This is a genomic window from Streptococcus hyointestinalis (genome assembly GCF_041225505.1).
Taxonomy (GTDB): Bacteria; Bacillota; Bacilli; order Lactobacillales; family Streptococcaceae; genus Streptococcus; species Streptococcus hyointestinalis_B.
Genome location: NZ_JBCLSK010000005.1, coordinates 17,326 through 41,512 on the forward strand (window position 1 = coordinate 17,326; position 24,187 = coordinate 41,512).

Here is a 24,187-nt window from a genome sequence, read left to right on the forward strand (position 1 = left end):
AAAACGATAAAATGAAAGCAATCAAGAGATTGATAAAAGGTTATCAGTTTAGGAAAAACAGTTAGGAGGCTCGCTATGAGTTTATCAAAAGAAGATTACTTGGATATGTTTTTGAAAATGCAACGTATCCGTGATATAGATATGACCTTTAATAAATTGGTGCGTCGTGGCTTTGTGCAGGGCATGACTCACTTTTCAGTTGGTGAGGAGGCAGCTTCAGTTGGCGCTATTCATGCGCTGACAGATGAGGACATCATCTTTTCAAACCACCGTGGACACGGGCAAACTATCGCTAAGGGCATTGATATTGGCGGCATGTTTGCCGAGCTTGCCGGCAAGGCGACCGGAACATCCAAAGGGCGTGGTGGCTCTATGCACCTTGCCAACATCGAAAAGGGAAACTACGGCACCAACGGTATCGTTGGGGGTGGCTACGCCCTAGCCGTTGGCGCTGCACTCACTCAGCAGTATGAAAATACAGGCAATATCGTGGTGGCTTTTTCGGGTGATTCTGCGACCAACGAAGGGTCTTTCCATGAGTCGGTCAATCTAGCTGCCGTTTGGAATCTGCCGGTGATTTTCTTTATCATCAATAACCGCTACGGTATCTCGACAGACATCAGCTACTCGACCAAAATCCCTCACCTCTATCTGCGTGCGGATGCTTACGGTATTCCAGGGCATTATGTCGAGGATGGTAATGACGTCATCGCTGTCTACGACAAGATGAAAGAAGTGGTGGATTTTGTGCGTGCGGGCAATGGTCCAGCCATTATCGAGGTGGAGTCTTACCGTTGGTTTGGTCATTCAACGGCGGACGCTGGTGCTTACCGCTCAAAAGAAGAGGTCGAAGAATGGAAAGCTAAAGACCCGCTCAAAAAATACCGCAAGTATCTGCTTGACAATGCTATCGCAACAGAAGAAGAGCTGGACGCTATTGTCAGCCAAGTCAAGGAAGAAGTCGAGCAGGGCGTTGCCTTTGCCCAAGACAGTCCCTACCCAGACTTGTCCGTTGCTTTTGAGGATGTCTATGTGGACTAATCATTACCAGCTAGAAATTAAAAGATGTGGAGGAAATCATGACAGAAACAAAAGTAATGGCTTTGCGTGAAGCGATTAACCTTGCCATGAGTGAGGAAATGCGAAAAGACGACAAGGTATTTTTGATGGGTGAGGATGTCGGTATCTATGGTGGTGACTTTGGGACTTCCGTTGGCATGCTGGCTGAGTTTGGCGACAAGCGTGTGCGTGACACACCGATTTCAGAGGCAGCGATTGCAGGGGCTGCGATTGGTGCAGCCCAGACAGGTTTGCGCCCGATTGTGGATCTTACTTTTATGGACTTTGTGACCATTGCCATGGACGCTATTGTTAACCAAGGGGCTAAGACCAACTACATGTTTGGTGGCGGCTTAAAGACACCGGTCACTTTCCGTATGGCGTCTGGTGGGGGAATCGGCTCCGCTGCTCAGCATTCTCAGTCTCTAGAAGCGTGGCTGACTCACATCCCAGGGCTAAAAGTGGTCGCACCAGGGACAGTCAATGACGCCAAAGCCCTTCTAAAATCCTCTATTCTGGACAACAACCCTGTTATTTTCCTAGAGCCAAAGGCGCTTTATGGTAAGAAAGAAGAGGTCAATCTCGACCCAGACTTTTACCTACCACTTGGAAAAGGTGACATCAAGCGTGAGGGGACTGATGTGACCGTTGTCTCTTATGGTCGCATGCTTGAGCGTGTGCTTCAAGCAGCAGACGAGCTGACAGCGGACGGTATCAATGTCGAGGTCGTTGATCCACGCACACTTATCCCGCTTGATAAAGAGCTTATCATTAACTCGGTCAAGAAAACAGGCAAGCTTCTCCTCGTCAACGACGCTTACAAAACAGGAGGCTTTATCGGTGAAATCGCTGCGCAGATAGCTGAAAGCGAAGCTTTTGATTATCTCGACTATCCTATCGTGCGCCTAGCTAGCGAGGATGTGCCAGTGCCTTACTCACGTGTGCTAGAAGAAGCTATCCTGCCTGATGTGCCTAAGATTAAAGACGCCATTTACAAAATGATGGCAAAGGGAAAATAAGTCTGACAGAAAGGAGCACAAAGTAGAATATGGCTGTCGAAATTATAATGCCAAAGCTCGGTGTGGACATGCAAGAAGGCGAAATCATCGAGTGGAAAAAACAAGAGGGCGATGTGGTGAGTGAAGGCGACATCCTCCTTGAAATCATGTCGGACAAGACCAATATGGAGCTAGAAGCTGAGGATTCTGGTGTTTTGATTAAGATTGTCCACGGCAATGGCGATGTCGTGCCTGTCACAGAGGTCATCGGTTATCTAGGGGCTGAAGGCGAAGTGGTCGCAGAAACAACTACAACCCAAGCGCCAGCCCAGCCGACACCACAGGAACAGATAAAACCAGTGCCAGCTAATGAGCCAGCTCAAGAAGTTGCTAGCAAGCGTGTAGCAGGCGAAAAAGTGCGTGCCACGCCTGCTGCCCGTGCCACCGCTCGCAAGCTCGGACTTGACCTTGAGATCATCCCAGGCAGTGGTGCTAATGGACGTATTCACAAGGACGACGTGGAGAACTTCAAGGGCGCACAGCCTAAGGTCAGCCCACTGGCAGCTAAGATTGCACTTGACCACGGACTGGACTTAGCAACCATCACAGGTACAGGGACTAATGGTAAGATTATGAAAGCAGATGTTCTAGCTGCGATTAAGCCAACTGTGGCTGAACAAGCAGCGCCAGCACCAGCGATTGAGGAAAAACCAGACTTGCCTGAGGGCGTTGAAATCATCAAGATGAGTGCTATGCGTAAGGCGATTGCAAAAGGCATGACCCATTCTTACCTGACGGCACCGACCTTTACGCTCAACTATGACATTGACATGACCAACCTCATTGCCCTGCGTAAGCAAGTCATTGAGCCAATCATGAACAAGACCGGTAACAAAGTGACCTTTACCGATTTGATTGGACTTGCGGTGGTGAAGGCGCTGATGAAACCAGAGCACCGCTATCTAAACGCCTCTCTCATCAATGACGCTCAGGAAATCAAGCTACACCAGTTTGTCAATCTGGGTATTGCGGTTGGGCTTGATGATGGTCTGGTCGTGCCAGTTGTGCACGGTGCGGACAAGATGAGCCTGTCTGAGTTTGTCACAGCTTCGAAAGACGTTATCAAAAAAGCACAGACCGGCAAGCTAAAAGCTGCTGAAATGTCTGGTTCAACCTTCTCCATTACCAACCTTGGCATGTTTGGTACTAAGAGCTTTAATCCAATCATCAATCAACCAAACTCAGCTATCCTAGGGGTAGCAGCGACCGTGCCAACACCTGTAGCGCTTGACGGTGAAGTCGTTATCCGACCAATCATGGCAATGTGCCTGACCATCGACCACCGTATCGTTGACGGCATGAACGGCGCCAAATTCATGGTTGACCTCAAAAACCTACTCGAAAACCCGATGGAACTACTGATATAAGAGCGTAAAAAACGAAGAGAAAATAGGAGGTTGACGCAGACAGCTTGCTGTCAAGTCCCACTTATCTTTTTTCCAAAGTGTTTCGAGCAAACTCAGTTCAGCACAAAATGGGTGAAGAGTTAGTTTACATAAATTTAAATTAGTATAAAACAAAATTTCTAATCATAAAAAGAATAGGAGACATCATGGCAGTTGAAGTGATTATGCCAAAACTCGGGGTGGATATGCAGGAAGGCGAGATCCTCGAGTGGAAAAAACAAGAAGGCGATATGGTCAACGAGGGCGACATTCTCCTTGAAATCATGTCGGATAAGACAAATATGGAGCTTGAGGCAGAGGACTCGGGCGTGCTTCTAAAAATCGTGCACCAAGCAGGTGAGACAGTGCCTGTCACTGAGGTTATCGCCTACATCGGTGCTGAGGGCGAGAGTGTGGAAACGCCAAGTGCGACTGCGACCACCACCGCAGCGGACGGTCAGTCTGTCACAGCGCCAGCACAACCAAGCAAGGAAGCTGTCGCAGAAGTAGCAGCCCAGCCAAAAGAAACGCTGGGTGCGGATGAGTACGACATCGTGGTCGTCGGTGGTGGACCTGCTGGTTATTACGCAGCCATTCGTGGCGCTCAGTTGGGTGGCAAGATTGCCATCGTTGAAAAGTCAGAGTTTGGTGGTACATGCCTCAACAAAGGCTGTATCCCAACCAAGACTTATCTCAAAAACGCAGAGATTCTCGACGGACTGAAAATCGCAGCGGGTCGTGGGATTAACCTCGCCTCAACCAACTACAGCATTGACATGGACAAGACCGTTGCTTTCAAAGACGGCGTCGTCAAGACCTTGACTGGCGGTGTGCGTGGGCTTTTGAAAGCAAATAAGGTCGAGATTTTCAACGGTTTGGGGCAGGTCAACCCAGACAAGACCGTGGTTATCGGTGATAAGGTCATCAAAGGACGACATATCATCCTTGCCACAGGCTCAAAAGTCTCTCGTATCAACATCCCAGGTATCGACTCACCGCTTGTCCTCACGTCTGACGACATCCTTGACTTGAAAGAAATCCCAAGTTCGCTGGCTGTTATCGGTGGTGGCGTTGTCGGGGTCGAGCTGGGTCTGGTTTATGCGGCTTACGGCACGGAAGTGACTGTGATTGAGATGGCGGACCGTATCATTCCAGCTATGGACAAGGAAGTGTCGCTTGAACTTCAACGTGTCCTCGCTAAAAAGCACGGCATGAAGTTCTTGACCTCGACTTCCCTAAGCGAAATTGTCGAGCACGGCAACCAGTTGACATTGAAATTAGCGGACGGTACTGAAGTTGTCGCTGACAAGGCTTTGCTTTCTATCGGTCGTGTGCCACAGCTCAAGGGGCTTGAAAATCTTGACCTAGAGCTTGAGCGTGGACGTATCAAGGTCGACGCTTACCAAGAAACCTCCATCAAGGGGATCTACGCTCCAGGGGATGTCAACGGTACCAAAATGCTTGCCCACGCTGCTTACCGTATGGGTGAAATTGCCGCTGAAAATGCCCTGCGTGGCAATACAAGAAAAGCCCATCTCGACTTCACACCAGCAGCCGTTTATACCCACCCAGAAGTGGCAATGGTTGGCTTGACCGAAGACCAAGCCCGTGAGCAGTACGGCGAGATTTTGGTCGGCAAAAATAGCTTTGCTGGCAACGGTCGTGCCATCGCTTCAAACGAAGCAGAAGGCTTTGTCAAAGTTATCTCCGAGCCAAAATATCACGAAATCTTAGGCGTCCACATCATCGGACCAGCTGCCGCTGAAATCATCAACGAAGCAGCTACCATCATGGAAATGGAACTCACCATCGACGAGGTTGCCCAATCCATCCACGGACACCCAACTTTCTCAGAAGTCCTCTACGAAGCCGTTATGGACGTCCTTGGCGAAGCCATTCATAACCCACCGAAACGAAAATAAAGCAAAATACCTTGAGAAACCTCAAGGTATTTTTAATCAGTAATTGCAAGTGCTTAGCATAGTTACATTTAGTTTGTTGTTTTGAAGGTCAGTTCAATATCTGGGTCAACCCCCTTAAGCAAGGTGGCGTAGTAATTTTTAGCAGATGCTGTAATATCTTTTACATAGGCTTTAAGATATTTCGTTTGTTCTTTAGTCGATAGACCTTTAGAGACAAGTTCGCCAGTATCGACATCCTCTGTTGAGAGACTAAGCAAACCGCCACTTGTGTCGTAGAGTTCATACGGTTGCGTTTTATTGAGTTCAATACCAATGACCTCATACTTCGGTAAAGTGATAGTGTACTTATGTTCACCGTTTGATGTGATTTTTGGTGCGGACTTGATACCGAATTTTGCGATATATTTTAAAACGATGATAGATTTCTTTTGAGAAGCAGGTAAGTTAAACAGTCCAAAGACGTTGGTATTATTTTCTTTAGAGACAATCTTTTCAATCCCAGCATTTAAGAAAACAACTTCTTCGGCATCTTTGACATACTGAACGACGCTACTGCTCTGTACATCCCCCTCGTTGCTACGAAAGACACCCTTGGCATATCCAAAAGCAAAGAAGACTGCCGTAGCTAAGACTATCCAAACGTAGATTTTGGATAGTAGAATTTTTTTCACAGTTTTCATAATCATTCCCCTATAATAATAATAATATGGGCTAAGCACAAAATTACCCATAAATATTATATATATTATGTCAAGGTGAAATGGCTTACTTTACAGAATTTTTCGACAAAAAGACAAACCAATTTTTAGCTATTTGAGAGGAGTTTTGCTATAATGAAAGCGGTTAGGTGTTGAAAAAACATCCCAAAACCTTTTAGAAAGAGTGCGTTTTTATGAAATATATCGTTAATAACAGTCATGATCCTGCTTATAATATCGCCCTTGAAGCTTACGCTTTTCGTGAGTTGACGGCGCTGGATGAGATTTTTATCCTTTGGATCAATGAGCCAGCCATCATCATCGGCAAGCACCAAAACACCATTGAGGAGATAAACAAGGCCTTCACCGATGAGCACGGTATCCATGTGGTGCGTCGTCTGTCTGGTGGCGGTGCGGTTTATCATGATTTGAATAACCTCAACTACACCATTATCTCTAACAAATCCGACGAAGGGGCTTTTGACTTTAAGACCTTCTCAAAACCGGTCATTGATACGCTGGCAAATCTCGGCGTTAAGGCGGAATTTACAGGGCGCAATGACCTTGAGATTGACGGCAAAAAGTTCTGTGGCAATGCGCAAGCCTACTACAAAGGGCGCATGATGCACCACGGTTGTCTCCTTTTTGACGTGGATATGTCTGTCTTAGGACAAGCCCTCAAGGTGTCAAAAGATAAGATTGAGTCTAAAGGGGTCAAGTCGGTGCGTGCCCGTGTGACCAATATCGTTGACGAATTGCCAGAGAAAATCACGGTGCAGGAGTTTAGCGACGCTCTGCTTAATCAGATGAAAAAAGAGTATCCTGATATGGATGAGTATGTTCTGACAGACGAGGACCTTGCTGCTATTCAAAAGCTGCGTGACGAGCAGTTTGCGACATGGGATTGGACCTACGGACAAGCGCCAGAGTACACCATTGAGCGTAGCGTGCGCTATCCAGCTGGGAAAATCACGACCTATGCTGATGTGGAAAATTCCATCATCAAGTCGCTCAAGATTTACGGGGATTTCTTTGGCGTGCGTGGGGTCGAGGACATCGAGGAGTTGCTAAAAGGCGTACGCTACGAATATAGTGATGTGCTGGCCAAGCTCAAAACCATCGACACAACCCAGTATTTCTCACGCATGACCACTGAAGAAGTGGCAAAAGCCATTGTCGAAGCTTAACGAAAAGCTCTCTACTTGTGTAGAGGGCTTTTAGAGTATATTGAGCTTAGCGACAAGCTCGGCGATGATAGCGGCGACTTCCTGTGAGGGGCGGTCGTAGTCTAGTGTGAGATAGTATTGCAGCGTCCCAAAGATAGCATTTGCCATAAAGTGGGCTTGGTAGTGTCGCTTGGCTCGAGTGAGCGGTTTGTCTGAAATCATGACCAAGCAAGCCTCAACCATTTGACTTTTTATCATGCTTTGCAACTCCAATGAGCCGTTATAATTGAGAAGGGTAGACAGCAGAGCCCTTTTTGACGCAGCAGCGTGATAATCTGGTAAAAATAGTCCTCATCCAGCTGTGTGTGTTCTTTCTGGATGGCAAAAATTTCCTTTGTGAGCTCTTCTTGATAATCCACAATCAACTCGATCTTATCTTGATAGTGATTGTAAAAGGTTTTACGTGTGGTCTTGGTTTCTCTGACCAGATCGCTAATGCGAGTACTCTCAAAACTCTGCTCTCTCAGTAAAATTTCTAGCGCATCAAAATAGCGCTGGCGTGTTTTTAAAAAGCGTGCGTCTAACATGGTGACCTCCTATGACTACAAAAGGGTCAAAAGCGTGTAATAGCAGGCATTTTGCCCTTGTCATTTACTCTAAAAAAACTATAATAAGTCTATCACAAGTAAACAAAATGTATCTTAAAAAGGAGTTTCTCATGACATTTTTACGCAATCATTGGTATGACTTAAGGTTGATTCCTATGAGTTTGACAGCCCTTTACTTAGTTCTCAACTGGGGAGATCTCTCTGTCCTCTCACGCTTAGCCTTGCTCAATTTCTTTGTGATTTGGTGGCATCAGTTTGAGGAATATCGCCTGCCAGGAGGTGAGGCTGCTATTACTAATCTTGCCATGCAGCCAAGTGATGAAGGATCGAGCGACCGCTATCCGCTCAATCAAAATAACGCCATGGTCATCAATGTCCTAGCTAGTCTTATCTTTTACTTTTTACCTGTTTTCTTTCCAAATGTCCTTTGGCTTAGCTTTGCGCCTGTAGTCTTTGGGCTCCTGCAGTTTGTCGGGCACGCTATCATCACGCCAAAGAAAATCGGCAACCGCTTTTACTCACCAGGTCTAGGTGCTGTCATTTTAGGGCATGTGCCTATCGCTTGTTATTGGTTCTACTATACCATAACAAAAGGACAACTAACGCTGCTTGATGTCGTGTTTGGTGTTGTTTATCTCATGCTCTTTGTAGCTGGCTTCATGATAAAAATAGGATACGGACTTCTAAAAAGCCCAGCATCACCTTATCCATTTCCAAAAGCTGAGTTTGAACGTGGTGGCTATGCTGAGCGTATCAGACAGTTGCAGAAAAAATAACACAGAAAAAGCTTCCTTGTGGAAGCATTTTTGTCTATTGAAATTCAGCTTTGCTTTTGACATCACTATATTCCTCAGGGGTTTCAGCAGAGAGGATGTCCTCGTAGCTAGGGAGTTTGATGTTCTTGCCGTATTTGTTTTTAAGAGCTGTTGTGACAAGGCGGTAAGCTAGATTGGCATTGCGTGAGAGGATAGGTCCGTGGAAATAAGAACCAAAGACGTTTTTGTAGTGGACGCCCTCACCGCCATCTTCTTTATTGTTGCCATTGCCATAGACGACCTTGCCAAGTGGCTTTTCATCATCTGAGAGGAAGGTGCGCCCTTGGTGATTTTCAAACCCATAGTAGGTCTCGTCAAACTCATCGTTATGAATCTTGATGTCGCCGATGTAGCGGTTGTTTTGCTGGTTGAGGGTGTAGTGCCCCATGACACCAATGCCATTGATTTTCTCGCCATTAGCTTGAACATAGTATTGCCCGAGGAGCTGAAAACCACCACAGATAGCAAGGATAACGCCATCATTTTGGATATAGCGCTCAATAGCGTCGTGTTTTTGAGGGAGGTCTTTTGCGACGATAGACTGCTCGTAGTCCTGACCACCTCCGAAAAAGACGAGATTGTAGGCAGCGTCGTCAAAGTCATCGCCTATAGACACGATATCAACGGTCACGTGCGCTCCTAGCTTTTCAGCGACGTATTTCATCATGAGAATATTTCCATTGTCGCCGTAGGGATTCATGAGATTACCATAAAGATGGGCAATGCGTAAGCTGTAAGGAAAATCCTTTTGAGCAGACGATTGTAGAGAAGTATAGGTCATTAGTTCATCTCCTTTTTCACAGCGTGGCGCTCAGCGAGCATCTCACGAAACTCCAGCATAGCAGTATAAGTCGCAAGGATATAAGCATGCTCGGTTTCTTGCTTTTCAATCATGGTCATAATATCTGCAAGCTTATCTGCCTGTCTAATCTTGTCCTCAGGGTAGCCTGTGACACGTAGACGCCGTGCGATTTCAGAATGCCTTACACCTCCAGCAAAAATCTCTGGAATATCCATGTCTAAAATCGCCTCAAAATTAGCATCCCAAATCCAGCTGGTATCGATCCCGTCAGCGTAGTTGGCGTTGAGAAGTACCGAAAGAGTGAATGGATAAGGCGCAAGCTTAATCATGTCCAGCGCTTGAGAGGCACCGACAGGATTTTTGATGAGGACAAGGGTACAGCTCTTATCCCCAATGGTAAAGGTTTCCTGACGTCCAAAGACAGCTCTGCTCTTGTCAAAACCAGTCTTTATCTGGCTTGGCTCCACGCCAAAGTACTCAGCAACAGCAACGGCAGCTAGGGCGTTGTAGATATTGTAGAGACCACCGACGTTAATCTTGTAGTCTTGACCATCAATGACAAAACGTGATGAGGTGTTGGTAATCTCTGTCAGCTCTGTAAGAGCATAGTCCAGTTTTGGTCGCTCAAAGTCGCAGTTAGGACAAGTGTAGTCGCCTAGGTTGGCATAGGTATTGAGGCGATAGTTGAGGATACTTTGACAACGTGGGCAAAGCACACCCTCGGTGTTGTAGTGAGCAAGCTTTGGCGCAGTTTTCTCCGTATCGAAACCGTAAAACTGCACAGGATTGACCACTTCCTTGGAGTTAAAGAGGGGACTGTCACCATTGGCTAGAATAGTCGCTTTTGGAGCGTTAGCGGCACCATCCAAAATCATCTGATAAGTCGTGTAAATCTCACCGTAGCGATCCATCTGGTCACGAAAGATATTGGTAAAGACAAAAAGGCTTGGCGTGATGTACTTGGTGATTTTTGGCAGGCTCGCCTCGTCTATCTCAAGCACTGCAATTTTCTTGCCAGACTTGGCTTTTTTAGCAGTCAAAAAAGTCGAGACAATACCCGTTATCATATTGGCGCCGCTCGGGTTGGTAGTAACCTCGCCAAAGGCTTCCTTTAAGATACCCACAGTAAGTGCTGTGGTCAAGGTCTTGCCGTTAGTGCCTGTCACGACCACAATCTCATAATCTTTAGCAATTGTATCCAAAATATCAGGGTCGCATTTGAGCGCTAGACGCCCGGGATAAGTCGAGCCACGCCCTAGCTTATTTAACACAAAATGCGCTGATTTTCCAGCTGTAATTCCCATAAAAGTCTTAAATTTCATATCCTCATTCTACCAAAAAATAATTTAAATGGATAGTTGAAACATTGCTTTTGATTTGTGGTATAATAAAAGTATTCCGCTTTTGGACTGTTTTTGCTTGAGTTTATGGAAAATTAAAAAAAGTGGAACAAAGTACAGTTAAGATTGTGAAGTAAATGAATGAACTTTTTAGAAATGTTTAATAATACCTTTTGGCAAAATCTGATTGAAAACCCTTGGCTGATTGTCATTCATGCCTTGGACATTGGGATTGTGACCTATCTCATCTATCGCTTGATTAAGGCGTTAGCTGGGACCAAGATTATGTCGCTCATCCAAGGGGTTATCCTCTTTGTGCTTCTACGTTTGGTGGCGGAGTGGATTGGGCTGACGACCATCACTTATTTGATGAATCAAGTCATCACTTACGGTGTTATCGCAGCTGTGGTGATTTTTGCGCCTGAGATTCGGACAGGTCTTGAAAAATTCGGGCGCACCACGCAGGTCTTTCGCCAACGCCCACAGCAAAGTAAGGATGAAAAGCTAGTTGATGCTCTTTTAAAAGCAGTAGCTTACATGAGTCCTCGTAAGATTGGAGCCTTGATTTCGATTGAGCAAACGCAAACGCTGCAAGAATACATTGCAACAGGTATCCCGCTAGACGCAGACATCTCGAGTGAATTGCTCATCAATATTTTCATCCCCAACACACCGCTCCATGACGGCGCTGTCATCATTCGGGACGATAAGATTGCGACAGCCTGCTCTTATCTGCCTTTGACAGAGTCTATGGGAATTTCAAAAGAGTTTGGGACACGCCACCGTGCCGCTATCGGTCTGTCTGAAAACTCAGATGCGCTGACAGTGGTCGTCTCAGAGGAAACAGGTGGTATCTCCATTGCGGTGCGTGGTGAGTTTATGCACGATTTGACCAAGGAAAACTTTGAATCTGTCCTCAGAGCAGAGCTTATCCAAAACGATAAGACCGACATGACTTGGTTGCAAAAGATAATGGGGAGAAAGCAATGAGAAAAAAAATAGATTTTCTAAGCAATAAAGGCTGGCTCATCCTCATCTCCTTTTTTCTGGCGCTTTTGCTCTTTTTGACAGCGACGGTCAATACAACCAACAAGGTCGGCACGCAGATTTCAGGAGCGACGGAGACCTACACCCACACGCTAACCAATGTTCCGATTGACCTCAAGTATGACAATGACAAATACTTTGTGAGCGGCTACTCCTATGAAGCAAAGGTCTATCTCAGCTCGGTCAATCGGGTTAAGCTGGATTCTGAGATTAATAGCGATACCCGTCAGTTTAAGGTTGTTGCTGACTTATCTAATGTCAAGACAGGTACCCAAACCGTCAAGCTCAAAATCACCAATCTACCAAGCGATGTCACAGCTACCGTTGAGCCAAAGGCTATCTCGGTCACGATTGGCAAGAAAAAGACCAAAACCTTTGACGTGGTTAGCAATGTCCCTACTAGCCAAGTGGCAGAGGGGTACGAGGTGACTAAAGTGGAGACCAGCCTTAAAACGGCTAAGGTCACAAGTGACGAGTCCATCATCAGTAGAATCGACCACGTGGAAGCCAGCTTACCAGAGGATAAAGTATTGACAGGTGATTACAGTGGCAAGGTCAATCTGCAGGCGGTTGCTAAGGACGGAACGGTGCTTGCAGGCATTATCAGCCCATCAAAAGCAAAATTAAGTGTTTCTGTCACAAAACTCACCAAGCAAGTCCCTGTTAAGCTCAATCTGACAGGAACCATGAGCGATAGTCTTAGTAAGATTGACTACAAACTCAGTCAAGATACGGTGACGATTTCTGGTAGTAAGGAAGCGCTAGATGCGACTTCAGAGATTACAGCTAACCTTGATATCTCGCATATCACAAAGGATACCTCAAAGACCATCACCTTATCCACAGATAAAGTGACCATCACACCAGCTCTAGTGACTGTTCAGTTGACAACCACTAAAAAATAGTAGATAATAGACAAGATTAGACATGGAGGAAGCGAAAACTCGCAAATTATTATGGGAAAATATTTTGGAACGGACGGTGTCCGTGGTGAAGCAAATGTTGAATTAACCCCTGAATTAGCCTTTAAACTAGGGCGTTTTGGTGGCTACGTCCTTAGTCAGCATGAAAATGAACGTCCACGTGTCTTTGTTGGGCGTGACACACGTATCTCAGGTCAGCTTTTGGAGTCAGCCTTGGTCGCTGGGCTTTTGTCTGTTGGTATCGAGGTTTACCTGCTTGGTGTGGTGGCGACACCTGGTGTGTCTTACTTAGTTCGCACGGAAAAAGCGAGCGCCGGTGTCATGATTTCAGCTAGTCACAACCCAGCTCTTGACAATGGTATCAAGTTCTTTGGTGCAGACGGGTTTAAGCTAGATGATGAGCGTGAGTTTGAGATTGAGGAACTCTTAGACGCTGATGAGGATACACTCCCTAGACCATCTGCAGAAGGCTTAGGGACAGTCGTAGACTATCCAGAGGGCTTACGCAAGTATGTCAAGTTCCTAGTATCTACAGGAATTGACCTTGAGGGTATGCCGATTGCGCTTGATATGGCAAATGGCGCAGCGTCTGCCTCTGCTCGTGATGTCTTTTTAGACCTTGGTGCAGACATCACTGTCATGGGCGACCAGCCAAATGGTCTCAATATCAATGACGGTGTGGGCTCAACCCATCCTGAAAATCTCCAAGAATTGGTCAAAAAATCCGACTGTCAAATGGGACTTGCCTTTGACGGCGATAGTGACCGCTTGATTGCTGTCGATGAAAATGGCGAGCTGGTTGATGGTGATAAAATCATGTACATCATCGGCAAATACCTCTCTCAAAAAGGGCAGTTGGCAAAAAACACCATTGTCACAACGGTCATGTCCAACCTTGGTTTCCACAAAGCGCTTGAGCGTGAGGGCATTGAAAAAACCGTTACCGCTGTGGGTGACCGCTACGTGGTTGAGGAAATGCGCAAGTCTGGCTACAATCTCGGTGGTGAGCAGTCAGGGCATGTCATCATCATGGATTACAACACCACAGGAGATGGGCAATTGACTGCCATTCAGCTGGCAAAAGTGGTCAAAGAAAGTGGTAAAACACTGTCAGAGCTTGCTGCTGAGGTGACTATTTACCCACAAAAACTGGTCAATATCCGTGTGGAAAACAGCATGAAGCACAATGCCATGGAAGTGCCAGCTATCGCAGACATTATCCATAAGATGGAGGATGAGATGGCAGGTAACGGTCGTATCTTGGTACGTCCAAGTGGTACAGAGCCGCTCCTTCGTGTCATGGCAGAAGCACCAACACATGAGGAAGTAGACTATTACGTTGACACCATTGCAGATGTTGTCCGAAAAGAAATCGGTATCGAATAGATAAAAAGAGGTTGTATAACCTCTTTTTTAGAAGAAAGGTGAGCATGGAGACGATAGAAGCATTTTCAGAGCGTTTTAGTGGGAAGGCTAAGACCATTTTGACGTAGATGATACCTGAGTACCAAGAGCGCTACAGGGATTATGTCCACGAGACAGAAAATCCTGCAACGCAAAGCCGTCGTATCAAGTATCTGACCAAGTGCTTTTTGCGCTTGCTGGAGCAGCCTTACTTTTACATCCAGCCTTTAGCAAAGAAGCGAGCACAGGAAGCTACTTGCTGGCAATATCCTACAAACTATCCTCTGTGTGATGAGGAGGAGCTTGCTCGTCTGCTCAGCACAATAGATGAACAGACTTTTGAGGTCATCTATAATGGTGCCTTTGTCGGTCTGTGTCATTTTGATGTGACTTGCGATGAGCTTGTTTTGCGCTTTGCACTGCGTCCAGACAGACTAGGACAGGGTCTCGGTGAAGGATTTTACCAAGCTATTGAAAGCTATGCGAAAGAGCATTATGAGACCAAGAGACTTTGCATTTTGACGAGCGCTAGCCTTTTACAGACCTTTATGGAAAAGCGGGGTTATCAGAAAGATAGCAGCAATCCTAAACTGATGAAAGCGCTAAGAGATTAAAAAGTCTCCCTTTTTATCCTTGAAAATGTTACAATAGTTTTATGTTTAAACAACCAACTTCCGCTTATGTACACATCCCTTTTTGCACACAAATTTGTTATTATTGTGATTTTTCAAAGGTTTTTATCAAAAATCAGCCTGTTGATGATTACCTGCGGGCGCTTATTGCTGAATGGAACAGCTATGGTATTAAAACACTAAAGACTCTCTATATCGGTGGTGGGACGCCAACTGCTATCAGCGCTGAGCAACTGGCTTATCTCTTGGACAATTTGACCAAAAACCTAGATGTATCAAGCTTAGAGGAGTTCACCATCGAGGCAAATCCTGGGGACTTGACGGCGGATAAAATCGCTGTGCTCAAGAACTCAGCTGTCAACCGAGTGTCGCTTGGTGTGCAGACCTTTAACGACCGTCATCTAAAGAAAATTGGGCGCAGCCACAATGAAGCACAGATCTATGAAAGTATCGACGCTCTCAAGCAAGCAGGCTTTGACAATATCTCGATTGACTTGATTTATGCGCTTCCAGGGCAGACCATGGATGATGTCCGTGACAATGTCCAAAAAGCGCTAGCACTTGATATTCCGCACCTGAGTCTCTATAGTCTCATCCTCGAACATCACACGGTTTTCATGAACCGCATGCGACGAGGCAAGCTGAATCTGCCGACTGAGGACTTGGAAGCGGAGATGTTTGAGTATATCATCGACCAGCTGGAGCAAAAAGGCTTTGAGCACTATGAGATTTCAAACTTCACAAAGTCTGGCTTTGAGAGCCGCCACAACCTCATGTATTGGGACAATGCCGAGTATTACGGTGTGGGAGCGGGCGCTTCAGGTTATCTAGATGGCGTGCGCTATCGCAACCGAGGACCTATCCAACACTACCTAAAAGGCATCTCTAGTGGCAATGCTAGGCTATCTGAAGAGGTCTTGACCTTAGATGAGAAGATGGAGGAAGAGCTTTTTTTGGGACTGAGAAAAAAAACAGGTGTCTCAACTGCACGCTTTGAGGAGAAGTTTGGGCTGTCCTTTTGGACACGCTATGGTCAAGTCGTTGAAGACTTAGAGCGTGACGGGCTTCTCATTGTGGAGAAGGACAATGTTCGCATGACGAAAAAGGGGTTGTTTTTAGGGGATACCGTCGCAGAAAAATTTATTTTGGAGTGAATTATGGGCTTATTATACAGTGAACCGTATCAAGTACCTTTTTATGAGACAGATGTCAACCATTATATGAAATTGCCGCAGCTCTTGTCGCTGGCTTTGCAGGTATCTGGCAGACATTCGCTACAGCTCGGCGTCAGTGATGAGGCGATTTTTGAGCAGTACGGCTTGGTTTGGGTGATTACCGACTATCACTTGGACATTATCCGTCTGCCACGCTATGCTGAGAAGATTCGTATCGAGACCGAGGCTATTTCTTACAATCGTCTCTTTTGCTACCGCAATTTCTACATTTACGGCGAGGATGGCGACAAGATTATGACTATTTTTTCTGTCTTTGTCCTCATGGACTTTGAGACGAGAAAAGTGCACCCTGTCGTTGAGGACATTGTCAGCGTCTACGAGAGCGAGAAAATCAAGAAAGTCATCCGTGGACCACGCTACAAGGCGTTGGAAAACGCTAGTGATACGCTGTATCACGTGCGTTATTTTGACCTTGATATGAATGGGCATGTCAATAACAGCAAGTACCTGGAGTGGATGTTTGAGGTCGTTGACTTTGACTTTTTAAAGGGGCATGTGCCAAAGACCATTGACCTCAAGTATGTCAAGGAAATCCACTATGGTAGCGACATTGTCTCAAGAGTTGAGATACTTGAGAATACAACTAAGCATGAAATCACAGCCGACGGCGCGGTGCATGCGCAAGCCATTATCGAATGGCAAGAAAAAGAATAAGGAGTGACTATGACATATCAAGGTTATTTGATTGATTTGGATGGGACGATTTATAAGGGCAGTGAGCGCATTCCTGCAGGTGAGCGCTTCATCGAGCGCTTACAGGAGCGCAAGATTCCCTATATGCTAGTGACCAATAACACGACACGCACGCCAGAGATGATACAAAGCATGCTGTCAAGTCAGTTCAACGTCACCACACCGCTTGAGACCATCTACACAGCGACTATGGCGACTGTGGACTATATGAACGACATGAACCGTGGCAAGACCGCCTATGTCATCGGTGCTGAAGGGCTAAAGTCAGCCATCTCTGCAGCGGGCTATGAGGAGGACACGGAAAATCCTGCCTATGTCGTTGTCGGGCTGGACTGGGAGGTCACTTATGATAAGCTAGCCACAGCGACCCTTGCTATCCAAAAAGGAGCGGTCTTTATCGGAACCAACCCAGACCTCAACATCCCGACAGAGCGTGGGCTTATGCCAGGTGCAGGCAGTCTTTTGGCGCTCCTTGAGGCAGCCACTCGAGTGAAGCCTATCATCATCGGAAAACCAGAAGCTGTCATCATGAATAAAGCTCTTGAGCACCTCGGTGTTGAGCGCTCCAAAGCCATCATGGTCGGTGATAACTACATGACTGACATCACAGCAGGTATCAAAAATGACATTGCTACTCTATTGGTTTTGACTGGATTTACAACCAAGGAAGATCTGCCAACGCTTCCTATCAAGCCGGACTTTGTCCTAGATAGCCTAGATGAGTGGAATTTTGATGAGAAATAAGTGGCTTTTTCCCTTTAGTGTCCTTTGGCTGGTAGCGCTCTGTGTGGTGGCAACCATCTATATCGCTTGGCTTGCCTACCCTTTTGAGATAGACTTTTTGCGCCTGACTGATGTCGTAGAGCTCAGTAAAGCGGACATCCGGCACAATTTCAACCAGCTCATGACTTATCTGACCAACCCATTTGCAGGAAAACTTGCTATGAATGATTTCCCCTCGTCTGCTATGGGACTCAAGCACTTTTTAGATGTCAAGCGTCTCTTTCACCTAGCACAAGGTGTGGCACTGCTTTTTAGCCCTCTTGCTCTGGTCTTTTTCTACCGTCAGCTAAAGCAAAAGATCCTATTTCTCTATCAGAGAGCTTTTGTGGTTTTAGCAATTTTGCCCTTGCTTTTTTTGCTAATGGCGGTGCTGGTAGGCTTTGATAGATTTTTCACTTATTTTCATCAGTTGCTCTTTCCAGGAGATACGAGCTGGGTCTTTGATCCACTAGTAGACCCTGTCATCTACATCCTGCCTGAGGACCTATTTTTACACTGCTTTGTGCTCTTTTTCCTCCTCTATGAGCTGGTCTTTTGGGGGCTAGTAATAACGGCACGCTGTCAGCTCAAGAAAAGGCTGGAAACAGCAATATAGAAACCGCTTGCAAAAACGCCTCTTATCTGCTATACTAAAGGTGTAGAAGATTGGTTTGACGTTAATCGTCCTTTTGTACAAAAGGGGGTGTCGTTATGATGCTATATCTGATGTTAAGCCTTTTGGCTTTTGCTCTACTTGCTGTTTTTCTCATTCCAGAGCTTATGGATTTGGTTGAGGAGATGCAGGCGTTTAAGAAGGCTGGATTCCCTTTTCATGACCAATTGTTAGAGATGATGGGCTTTACCCTTCGTCATTAAGGTGAAATAGCTGTGGCTTACTTGTTGGGTTACAGCTATTTTTAGCTTAATCTTGTGAAAATGAATGTTATGATTTTCAATTTTTTACATTTTTCAAAGGATATGATAAAATAAGGTAACTAAAAAAAGAGGAGTGACGATTTTGGAACAAACGTTTTTTATCATCAAACCTGACGGTGTGAAAAGAGGGCTGGTTGGAGAGATTTTGATACGCATTGAGCGTCGTACTTTTACCATTGAGCATTTAGAGGTGCGCATGGCGAGTGAGGAGCTTTTGCGCAAGCACTATGAGGACTTGGTTGACCGTCCTTTCTTCCCGCAGATCGTCGACTATATGACCAGCGGTCCTGTGGTGATTGGCGTTATTTCAGGAAATGACGTCATCCAAACATGGCGTACTATGATGGGCGCCACTAACCCTAAGGACGCTGTTTTAGGCAGTATCCGTGGAGACTTTGCCCAAGCACCGGCTGAAGGTGGCGCTACCTTCAACGTGGTTCACGGCTCAGACTCAAAAGAATCCGCAGAGCGTGAGATTGCTCTCTGGCTTGGAAAATAAAGGGAAAGGTCTAGCAAGGCTAGGCTTTTTTGCTGAGAGATAAAGAAGTGGCTTTGTCTCTTTCTGTCTGTGGCGCTTTTTGGTATAATAATAGGTGAGACTAGATTAGTATAGGAAGATGACATGAATATTGAAGAACTGAAACAACGACAGGAAAAAATCCGCAATTTCTCGATTATTGCCCACATTGACCATGGGAAGTCGACGCTGGCTGACCGTATCTTGGAGGCGACAGAGACGGTATCTAGCCGTGAAATGCAGGCGCAGCTCCTTGATAGTATGGACTTGGAGCGTGAGCGTGGGATTACCATTAAGCTAAACGCCATTGAGCTTAACTATACGGCAAAAGACGGCGAGACCTATATTTTCCACTTGATTGACACACCGGGGCACGTGGACTTTACCTATGAGGTGTCTCGATCTCTTGCTGCCTGTGAGGGGGCGATTTTGGTCGTCGACGCAGCGCAAGGGATTGAAGCACAGACTCTAGCTAACGTCTATCTAGCGCTAGACAATGACCTTGAAATCCTGCCTGTTATCAATAAAATCGACCTGCCCGCAGCTGACCCAGAGCGTGTGCGCACCGAGATTGAAGATGTGATTGGGCTGGACGCTTCAGAGGCGGTGCTGGCTTCAGCCAAGGCTGGTATTGGGATTGAGGAGATTTTGGAGCAAATCGTTGAGAAAGTCCCAGCACCTGCTGGTGATTTGGAAGCACCGCTTCAAGCCCTTATCTTTGACTCGGTTTATGACGCTTACCGTGGGGTTATCCTGCAGGTGCGCATTATTAACGGCATGGTCAAGCCTGGGGACACCATTCAGCTCATGAGCAATGGCAAGACCTTTGACGTGACTGAGGTCGGCATTTTCACACCAAAGGCAGTTGGACGTGATTTCCTTGCGACAGGAGATGTTGGCTACATCGCAGCTTCTATCAAGACAGTGGCGGACACTCGTGTCGGAGATACCGTGACTCTGGCAAATAATCCAGCAGCAGAGCCACTGCATGGTTATAAGCAAATGAACCCAATGGTCTTTGCAGGACTTTACCCAATCGAGTCCAACAAATACAACGACCTGCGTGAAGCGCTTGAGAAGTTGCAACTCAACGACGCCAGTCTCCAGTTTGAGCCAGAGACGTCGCAGGCTTTAGGCTTTGGTTTTCGCTGTGGTTTCTTAGGGCTCCTTCACATGGATGTCATCCAAGAGCGCTTGGAGCGTGAGTTCAACATTGACCTCATCATGACAGCGCCGTCCGTAGTTTACCACGTGACGACAACAGACGGTGAGATGATTGAAGTGTCTAACCCGAGCGAATTTCCAGACCCGACACGTGTCGACTACATCGAAGAGCCTTATGTCAAGGCGCAAATCATGGTCCCACAAGAGTTTGTCGGAGCGGTCATGGAGCTTTGCCAGCGTAAGCGTGGCGACTTTGTGACTATGGATTATATTGACGACAATCGTGTCAATGTCATCTACCAAATCCCGCTAGCTGAGATTGTTTTTGACTTCTTTGACAAGCTTAAAAGCTCTACTCGTGGCTACGCTAGCTTTGACTACGAGATTTCAGAGTACCGCAAGTCCCAGCTGGTCAAGATGGATATTCTCCTCAATGGTGACAAGGTGGACGCCCTCAGCTTTATCGTGCACAAGGAATTTGCCTATGAGCGTGGGAAACTCATCGTTGAGAAACTCAAGAAAATCATCCCTCGTCAGCAGTTTGAAGTGCCTATCCAAGCCGCTATCGGTCAAAAAATCGTGGCACGTACAGACATCAAAGCCCTGCGTAAAAACGTCCTTGCCAAGTGTTATGGTGGTGACGTCTCTCGTAAGCGTAAGCTTCTCGAAAAGCAAAAAGCAGGTAAAAAACGCATGAAAGCCATCGGCTCTGTCGAAGTCCCACAAGAAGCCTTCCTCAGCGTGCTTTCTATGGACGAAGAATAAACGGAATAAACACGTAAAACCTTGAAGTCATTTCAAGGTTTTTTGTGTAATGTTGACATGTTTAACAGATAAGCGTATAATGCAATCACTTTATTTATTCTAGGAGGGCAGTATGAAGCAGACAAAAGTCATCGGGCTCATCGGCGGGATGAGTTGGGGAAGTACGATAACCTATTATCAAGTCATCAATGAGACGGTCAAGGAAGCGCTAGGTGGCTTGCACTCGGCTAAAATTCTCCTCTACAGTGTGGATTTTGCGGAGATTGAGGCGTGTCAGTCTAGTGGCGACTGGGAGAGAAGCGCAGCTATTTTGACAAAAGCCGCTAAAAACTTAGAGCAAGCTGGGGCTGATGTGATTGTCATCTGTACCAATACCATGCACAAGATTGTCCCGCAGATGGAAAAAGAGCTTACCATTCCCATGTTGCACATTGCCGAGGCGACTGCAGATAGCCTGCTTAGCCAAGGCATTCAAAAGGTAGCGCTTCTAGGGACCAAGTACACTATGACCCAAGATTTTTACAAAGATGTGCTGACGCAAAAAGGCTTAGAGACTTTAGTACCAAATGCTGCTGACATTGAACTGGTTAATGACGTCATTTATCAAGAGCTTTGCTTGGGGCGTGTTTTGGAGGAGTCTCGCACGCAGTATCAGCGTATTATCCAAGAGTTGAAAGACAGGGGAGCAGAAGCAGTTATCCTTGGCTGCACGGAGATTGGTCTCTTGATTAAGCCAGAAGATTCTAGCCTGCCTGTCTTTGACACGACCCTTATCCATGCTAAAAAAGCCGCTCAGTGGTCACTCACATAAACCGTTTTATGGTACAATAGAGACCGAGGTAAAAATATGCGTGATAAAAGGGATATCTTATTAGCTGCGGAAAAGTTAGCTTACGAGAGCTGTGAGGGTGATAGTAGCGGTCATGATTGGTGGCATATTGTGCGGGTGAGAAATCTTGCAGGCACAATGGCGCAAAAAGAAGGAGCAGATGTCTTTATCTGCGAGTTGGCTGCGCTTCTTCACGATGTGGCAGATGAAAAGCTGGTAGCTGACTCTAAAAAGAGAGAAGAAGAGCTTTTTCTCTGGCTTCTTGAGCAGGGCTTAGCCGAAAAAGACTGCCAGCATGTGATGACTATCATCAAAAACATGTCCTTCAAAGGTGGCACCAATCCACCTATGACGACACTAGAGGGGCAGGTCGTTCAAGACGCTGATAGGCTGGACGCTATTGGTGCTATTGGGATTGCTCGGGTGTTTGCCTATTCAGGTGCCAAGGGGCGCCCGATTTACGACCCTAATAGGACAGCCAGAGAGCTGCTTACTCTTCGTGACTACCGCAGTGGTCAAGATACCGCTATCATGCATTTTTACGAGAAACTGCTCAAGCTAAAAGACCTGATGAACACCGACTACGCTAAGACCTTAGCGCTTCATCGTCATCAGTTTTTAGAAGATTATTTAGAAGAATTTTTAGCAGAATGGGACACCAAGTCCTAGAAAAGACCGAAGAAAGGAAATGATATTATGCCGATTCGTCGTGCGACAAAAGAAGACATTCCAGCAATTGAAGCTTTGCTGGCGCAGATTTTAGAACACCATCACAAACTCCGCCCAGATATTTTTGAAGCTAAGGGCAGCAAGTTCACCACTGAAGAATTAACAGCGCTCATGGAGGATGACATGCGCCCTGTCTTTGTCTACGAGGGGGAAAACGGTGCCATTTTAGGGCACCTCTTTACAGTGATTGAGGAGGCAAAAGCGCCAAAGAAACCGCATAAGATCTTGTTTATTGACGATTTGTGTGTGGATGAAAAGGCACGAGGGCAAAAGCTAGGCGAGCAATTTTACCAGTTTGCACTTGCCTTTGCCAAAGAGCAGGGCTGCTACAACATTACGCTAGATGTCTGGGAAGGCAACGACGGTGCCAAACGCTTTTACGAGCGCCTAGGGCTAAAACCGCAAGAATACAAACTCGAGTACATCCTCGACTAAGTGAAAACCCGCAAATGTACATTTGCGGGTTTTTGTCAAACAAGCACTTGTCTAAACTTGACAGCTATCACAAAAGTCGCTACAATAAAGGCAATTAAAATGAATGAAATATGAGAAGAGTAAATACTATGCCAAATTTATTAAACTATCTTAAAGCAGCAAAAGACCTATCATTTGGCGATTTACCACTAAATGACCTAGATTGTATTTGTATCAATGAACTTGCCTACATCCCTTTTGGCGAGCTTGCTGGCTGGACGACGTCTGATAGCCAGACCTTATTTGACTTTTTAGAGGAAAATGTCGAGCGCCTGCAGGTAGGGGCTCTCATCACTGAAAATTGTCTACGGTTGAGCTATCTTATGGCGATTTCAAAGCGTTTTGAAAACCTAACCATTAGCCACTATGTCAGCAGTATCACTGTTGAGTTTGAGCGCCAGTTTGCAGCGGCTTTGTTTACCTTGCCAGATGGCAACTATCACCAAATCGTTTTTCGTGGGACAGATGACACGTTGATTGGTTGGAAAGAGGACTTTAAGCTGACTTATATGCGTGAGATTCCATCGCACCGCTCTGCCATTCGCTATCTCAAACATCTCTTGCCGCATTTGGAAGGGGAAATTGTCATATCAGGGCATTCAAAGGGAGGCAATCTTGCCCTCTACGCTAGCACTCAACTTCCAACGGACTTGCAGGACAAGGTCAGTCGTATCATTTGGTTAGATTCCCCAGGTGTCCAAGAGTATATGCTAACAAGAGAGGGCTATCTCAATATCAAAGACAAGGTGCAAGGTTATCTGCCGCAGGACTCGATTGTTGGTATCATGCTTTGGCACCTTGAGTCCAAAGAGCGAGTGGTTAGCGATGCCTTTAGTATCGGTCAGCACAATATTTTTTCTTGGCAGGTAGACTTAAAACACCTTGGGACGTTTCAAGAGGCGACCCATCAAGGTGAGGTCAGTCGTAGTCTTGAAAAGACCTTCAAGGAGTGGACAGATGAGCTTGGCATTCACGAGCTCAAGCAGATATTTGACTTGGTGTTTGATAGTTTTTTGGACAATGGGCTGAGCCGTTTTAGCGATTTTACCTTTGACGAAAAATGGAAAATCCTAGCTGCTCTTGCGCAGTTTGGCTCTCTAGACAAGGCAAAGCGCCATCTATTGACCCACTCAGCTACGCTGCTGCTGGCACAGTTTACGACCAACTTTGTGGCGGAAAATTTCAAAAAACACCCAGCACCACAAGAACATCGAGATAAATAAT

General features: G+C 46.1%; 26 protein-coding genes. 21 read left to right on the forward strand and 5 right to left on the reverse strand.

The genetic code is table 11. The annotated features are described in order from the left end of the window. Positions 1-75: 75 nt before the first annotated feature. The 4 genes from AALA56_RS02185 to lpdA all read left to right on the forward strand — a co-directional run bounded on the left by AALA56_RS02185 (position 76) and on the right by lpdA (position 5,424). Positions 76-1,041 (forward strand): thiamine pyrophosphate-dependent dehydrogenase E1 component subunit alpha, encoded by a 966-nt coding sequence (locus AALA56_RS02185; protein ID WP_369908563.1) that lies wholly within the window; start codon positions 76-78, stop codon positions 1,039-1,041. Positions 1,042-1,079: 38 nt separating this feature from the next. Further along, on the forward strand, positions 1,080-2,078 hold the full coding sequence (locus AALA56_RS02190; RefSeq protein WP_369908564.1) for an alpha-ketoacid dehydrogenase subunit beta: 999 nt from the start codon (positions 1,080-1,082) through the stop codon (positions 2,076-2,078). Between the two features lie 29 nt (positions 2,079-2,107). Beyond that, positions 2,108-3,484, forward strand: coding sequence for a dihydrolipoamide acetyltransferase (locus AALA56_RS02195; RefSeq protein WP_369908565.1), 1,377 nt, complete (start codon positions 2,108-2,110; stop codon positions 3,482-3,484). A 185-nt stretch (positions 3,485-3,669) separates the two neighbouring features. Then, positions 3,670-5,424 carry a dihydrolipoyl dehydrogenase gene (gene lpdA, locus AALA56_RS02200; RefSeq protein ID WP_369908566.1) on the forward strand — a complete coding sequence of 585 codons (1,755 nt, stop codon included), beginning with the start codon at positions 3,670-3,672 and terminating at the stop codon, positions 5,422-5,424. Positions 5,425-5,492: 68 nt separating this feature from the next. Here lpdA and AALA56_RS02205 read toward each other — a convergent pair whose 3' ends face one another. Then, entirely contained in the window at positions 5,493-6,104 is a 612-nt protein-coding gene (locus AALA56_RS02205) for a DUF4230 domain-containing protein (RefSeq protein ID WP_369908567.1), read from the reverse strand. Between the two features lie 212 nt (positions 6,105-6,316). Here AALA56_RS02205 and AALA56_RS02210 point away from each other — a divergent pair, with 212 nt between their 5' ends. Next, positions 6,317-7,309 (forward strand): lipoate--protein ligase, encoded by a 993-nt coding sequence (locus AALA56_RS02210; protein WP_369908568.1) that lies wholly within the window; start codon positions 6,317-6,319, stop codon positions 7,307-7,309. 30 nt (positions 7,310-7,339) lie between these two features. On the opposite strand, the gene AALA56_RS02215 is transcribed toward AALA56_RS02210, so the two are convergent. After that, positions 7,340-7,561: a hypothetical protein gene (locus AALA56_RS02215; RefSeq protein ID WP_369908569.1), complete on the reverse strand. Its 222-nt coding sequence runs from the start codon at positions 7,559-7,561 to the stop codon at positions 7,340-7,342. Next, complete coding sequence (locus AALA56_RS02220) at positions 7,543-7,875, reverse strand: TetR/AcrR family transcriptional regulator (protein WP_369908570.1); 333 nt, start codon at positions 7,873-7,875, stop codon at positions 7,543-7,545. Before AALA56_RS02220 ends, AALA56_RS02215 begins: the two co-directional genes overlap by 19 nt. A gap of 131 nt (positions 7,876-8,006) precedes the next feature. Between AALA56_RS02220 and AALA56_RS02225 the strand changes: the two genes are divergently transcribed. Next, the gene (locus AALA56_RS02225; RefSeq protein WP_369908571.1) at positions 8,007-8,672 is read left to right on the forward strand and encodes an HXXEE domain-containing protein; all 666 of its coding nucleotides are present in this window, start codon (positions 8,007-8,009) and stop codon (positions 8,670-8,672) included. Between the two features lie 34 nt (positions 8,673-8,706). On the opposite strand, the gene gatD is transcribed toward AALA56_RS02225, so the two are convergent. Both gatD and murT read right to left on the reverse strand, forming a co-directional pair. Then, entirely contained in the window at positions 8,707-9,492 is a 786-nt protein-coding gene (gene gatD / locus AALA56_RS02230; protein WP_369908572.1) for a lipid II isoglutaminyl synthase subunit GatD, read from the reverse strand. Beyond that, complete coding sequence (gene murT, locus AALA56_RS02235) at positions 9,492-10,835, reverse strand: lipid II isoglutaminyl synthase subunit MurT (RefSeq protein WP_369908573.1); 1,344 nt, start codon at positions 10,833-10,835, stop codon at positions 9,492-9,494. The genes gatD and murT overlap by 1 nt, the downstream gene beginning before the upstream one ends. Before the next feature lie 159 nt (positions 10,836-10,994). Between murT and cdaA the strand changes: the two genes are divergently transcribed. From cdaA to AALA56_RS02310, 15 genes are all read left to right on the forward strand, one after another. Continuing rightward, positions 10,995-11,843: a diadenylate cyclase CdaA gene (gene cdaA, locus AALA56_RS02240; RefSeq protein ID WP_369908574.1), complete on the forward strand. Its 849-nt coding sequence runs from the start codon at positions 10,995-10,997 to the stop codon at positions 11,841-11,843. Then, complete coding sequence (locus tag AALA56_RS02245; RefSeq protein ID WP_369908575.1) at positions 11,840-12,805, forward strand: CdaR family protein; 966 nt, start codon at positions 11,840-11,842, stop codon at positions 12,803-12,805. The genes cdaA and AALA56_RS02245 overlap by 4 nt, the downstream gene beginning before the upstream one ends. A 51-nt stretch (positions 12,806-12,856) precedes the next feature. After that, complete coding sequence (glmM, locus tag AALA56_RS02250; RefSeq protein WP_369908576.1) at positions 12,857-14,209, forward strand: phosphoglucosamine mutase; 1,353 nt, start codon at positions 12,857-12,859, stop codon at positions 14,207-14,209. 107 nt (positions 14,210-14,316) lie between these two features. Then, positions 14,317-14,841, forward strand: coding sequence for a GNAT family N-acetyltransferase (locus AALA56_RS02255; protein WP_369908577.1), 525 nt, complete (start codon positions 14,317-14,319; stop codon positions 14,839-14,841). 41 nt (positions 14,842-14,882) lie between these two features. Continuing rightward, entirely contained in the window at positions 14,883-16,013 is a 1,131-nt protein-coding gene (hemW, locus tag AALA56_RS02260) for a radical SAM family heme chaperone HemW (protein ID WP_369908578.1), read from the forward strand. Between the two features lie 3 nt (positions 16,014-16,016). Further along, positions 16,017-16,748, forward strand: a complete 732-nt coding sequence (locus AALA56_RS02265; protein ID WP_369908579.1) for an acyl-ACP thioesterase domain-containing protein — start codon at positions 16,017-16,019, stop codon at positions 16,746-16,748. 9 nt (positions 16,749-16,757) lie between these two features. After that, the gene (locus tag AALA56_RS02270; RefSeq protein ID WP_369908580.1) at positions 16,758-17,531 is read left to right on the forward strand and encodes a TIGR01457 family HAD-type hydrolase; all 774 of its coding nucleotides are present in this window, start codon (positions 16,758-16,760) and stop codon (positions 17,529-17,531) included. Beyond that, positions 17,521-18,165, forward strand: coding sequence for a TIGR01906 family membrane protein (locus tag AALA56_RS02275; RefSeq protein WP_369908618.1), 645 nt, complete (start codon positions 17,521-17,523; stop codon positions 18,163-18,165). Before AALA56_RS02270 ends, AALA56_RS02275 begins: the two co-directional genes overlap by 11 nt. Positions 18,166-18,260: 95 nt before the next feature. Beyond that, positions 18,261-18,425, forward strand: a complete 165-nt coding sequence (locus AALA56_RS02280) for a hypothetical protein (protein ID WP_164683206.1) — start codon at positions 18,261-18,263, stop codon at positions 18,423-18,425. A 142-nt stretch (positions 18,426-18,567) separates the two neighbouring features. Next, positions 18,568-18,984, forward strand: a complete 417-nt coding sequence (gene ndk / locus AALA56_RS02285) for a nucleoside-diphosphate kinase (RefSeq protein WP_369908581.1) — start codon at positions 18,568-18,570, stop codon at positions 18,982-18,984. A gap of 123 nt (positions 18,985-19,107) precedes the next feature. Next, positions 19,108-20,931 carry a translation elongation factor 4 gene (gene lepA / locus AALA56_RS02290; RefSeq protein WP_369908582.1) on the forward strand — a complete coding sequence of 608 codons (1,824 nt, stop codon included), beginning with the start codon at positions 19,108-19,110 and terminating at the stop codon, positions 20,929-20,931. A 112-nt stretch (positions 20,932-21,043) separates the two neighbouring features. Beyond that, positions 21,044-21,742, forward strand: coding sequence for an aspartate/glutamate racemase family protein (locus AALA56_RS02295; protein ID WP_369908583.1), 699 nt, complete (start codon positions 21,044-21,046; stop codon positions 21,740-21,742). Positions 21,743-21,778: 36 nt separating this feature from the next. Further along, positions 21,779-22,429 (forward strand): HD domain-containing protein, encoded by a 651-nt coding sequence (locus AALA56_RS02300; RefSeq protein ID WP_369908584.1) that lies wholly within the window; start codon positions 21,779-21,781, stop codon positions 22,427-22,429. A gap of 27 nt (positions 22,430-22,456) precedes the next feature. Next, positions 22,457-22,924 (forward strand): GNAT family N-acetyltransferase, encoded by a 468-nt coding sequence (locus tag AALA56_RS02305; RefSeq protein ID WP_369908585.1) that lies wholly within the window; start codon positions 22,457-22,459, stop codon positions 22,922-22,924. A 128-nt stretch (positions 22,925-23,052) separates the two neighbouring features. Then, positions 23,053-24,186, forward strand: a complete 1,134-nt coding sequence (locus tag AALA56_RS02310; RefSeq protein WP_369908586.1) for an Mbeg1-like protein — start codon at positions 23,053-23,055, stop codon at positions 24,184-24,186. Position 24,187: the final 1 nt, after the last annotated feature.

Bases quoted from the DNA above. Each gene is read 5' to 3' on its own strand.
- AALA56_RS02255 (WP_369908577.1), top strand. From the start codon at position 14,317: ATGATACCTGAGTACCAAGAGCGCTACAGGGATTATGTCCACGAGACA.
- AALA56_RS02300 (WP_369908584.1), top strand. From the start codon at position 21,779: ATGCGTGATAAAAGGGATATCTTATTAGCTGCGGAAAAGTTAGCTTAC.
- glmM (WP_369908576.1), top strand. From the start codon at position 12,857: ATGGGAAAATATTTTGGAACGGACGGTGTCCGTGGTGAAGCAAATGTT.
- AALA56_RS02310 (WP_369908586.1), top strand. From the start codon at position 23,053: ATGCCAAATTTATTAAACTATCTTAAAGCAGCAAAAGACCTATCATTT.
- AALA56_RS02190 (WP_369908564.1), top strand. From the start codon at position 1,080: ATGACAGAAACAAAAGTAATGGCTTTGCGTGAAGCGATTAACCTTGCC.
- AALA56_RS02270 (WP_369908580.1), top strand. From the start codon at position 16,758: ATGACATATCAAGGTTATTTGATTGATTTGGATGGGACGATTTATAAG.
- AALA56_RS02185 (WP_369908563.1), top strand. From the start codon at position 76: ATGAGTTTATCAAAAGAAGATTACTTGGATATGTTTTTGAAAATGCAA.
- murT (WP_369908573.1), bottom strand. From the start codon at position 10,835: ATGAAATTTAAGACTTTTATGGGAATTACAGCTGGAAAATCAGCGCAT.
- AALA56_RS02280 (WP_164683206.1), top strand. From the start codon at position 18,261: ATGATGCTATATCTGATGTTAAGCCTTTTGGCTTTTGCTCTACTTGCT.
- lpdA (WP_369908566.1), top strand. From the start codon at position 3,670: ATGGCAGTTGAAGTGATTATGCCAAAACTCGGGGTGGATATGCAGGAA.
- AALA56_RS02245 (WP_369908575.1), top strand. From the start codon at position 11,840: ATGAGAAAAAAAATAGATTTTCTAAGCAATAAAGGCTGGCTCATCCTC.
- AALA56_RS02225 (WP_369908571.1), top strand. From the start codon at position 8,007: ATGACATTTTTACGCAATCATTGGTATGACTTAAGGTTGATTCCTATG.
- gatD (WP_369908572.1), bottom strand. From the start codon at position 9,492: ATGACCTATACTTCTCTACAATCGTCTGCTCAAAAGGATTTTCCTTAC.
- lepA (WP_369908582.1), top strand. From the start codon at position 19,108: ATGAATATTGAAGAACTGAAACAACGACAGGAAAAAATCCGCAATTTC.
- AALA56_RS02295 (WP_369908583.1), top strand. From the start codon at position 21,044: ATGAAGCAGACAAAAGTCATCGGGCTCATCGGCGGGATGAGTTGGGGA.
- AALA56_RS02305 (WP_369908585.1), top strand. From the start codon at position 22,457: ATGCCGATTCGTCGTGCGACAAAAGAAGACATTCCAGCAATTGAAGCT.
- AALA56_RS02195 (WP_369908565.1), top strand. From the start codon at position 2,108: ATGGCTGTCGAAATTATAATGCCAAAGCTCGGTGTGGACATGCAAGAA.
- AALA56_RS02275 (WP_369908618.1), top strand. From the start codon at position 17,521: ATGAGAAATAAGTGGCTTTTTCCCTTTAGTGTCCTTTGGCTGGTAGCG.
- hemW (WP_369908578.1), top strand. From the start codon at position 14,883: ATGTTTAAACAACCAACTTCCGCTTATGTACACATCCCTTTTTGCACA.
- AALA56_RS02210 (WP_369908568.1), top strand. From the start codon at position 6,317: ATGAAATATATCGTTAATAACAGTCATGATCCTGCTTATAATATCGCC.
- AALA56_RS02265 (WP_369908579.1), top strand. From the start codon at position 16,017: ATGGGCTTATTATACAGTGAACCGTATCAAGTACCTTTTTATGAGACA.
- cdaA (WP_369908574.1), top strand. From the start codon at position 10,995: ATGAACTTTTTAGAAATGTTTAATAATACCTTTTGGCAAAATCTGATT.
- AALA56_RS02205 (WP_369908567.1), bottom strand. From the start codon at position 6,104: ATGAAAACTGTGAAAAAAATTCTACTATCCAAAATCTACGTTTGGATA.
- AALA56_RS02220 (WP_369908570.1), bottom strand. From the start codon at position 7,875: ATGTTAGACGCACGCTTTTTAAAAACACGCCAGCGCTATTTTGATGCG.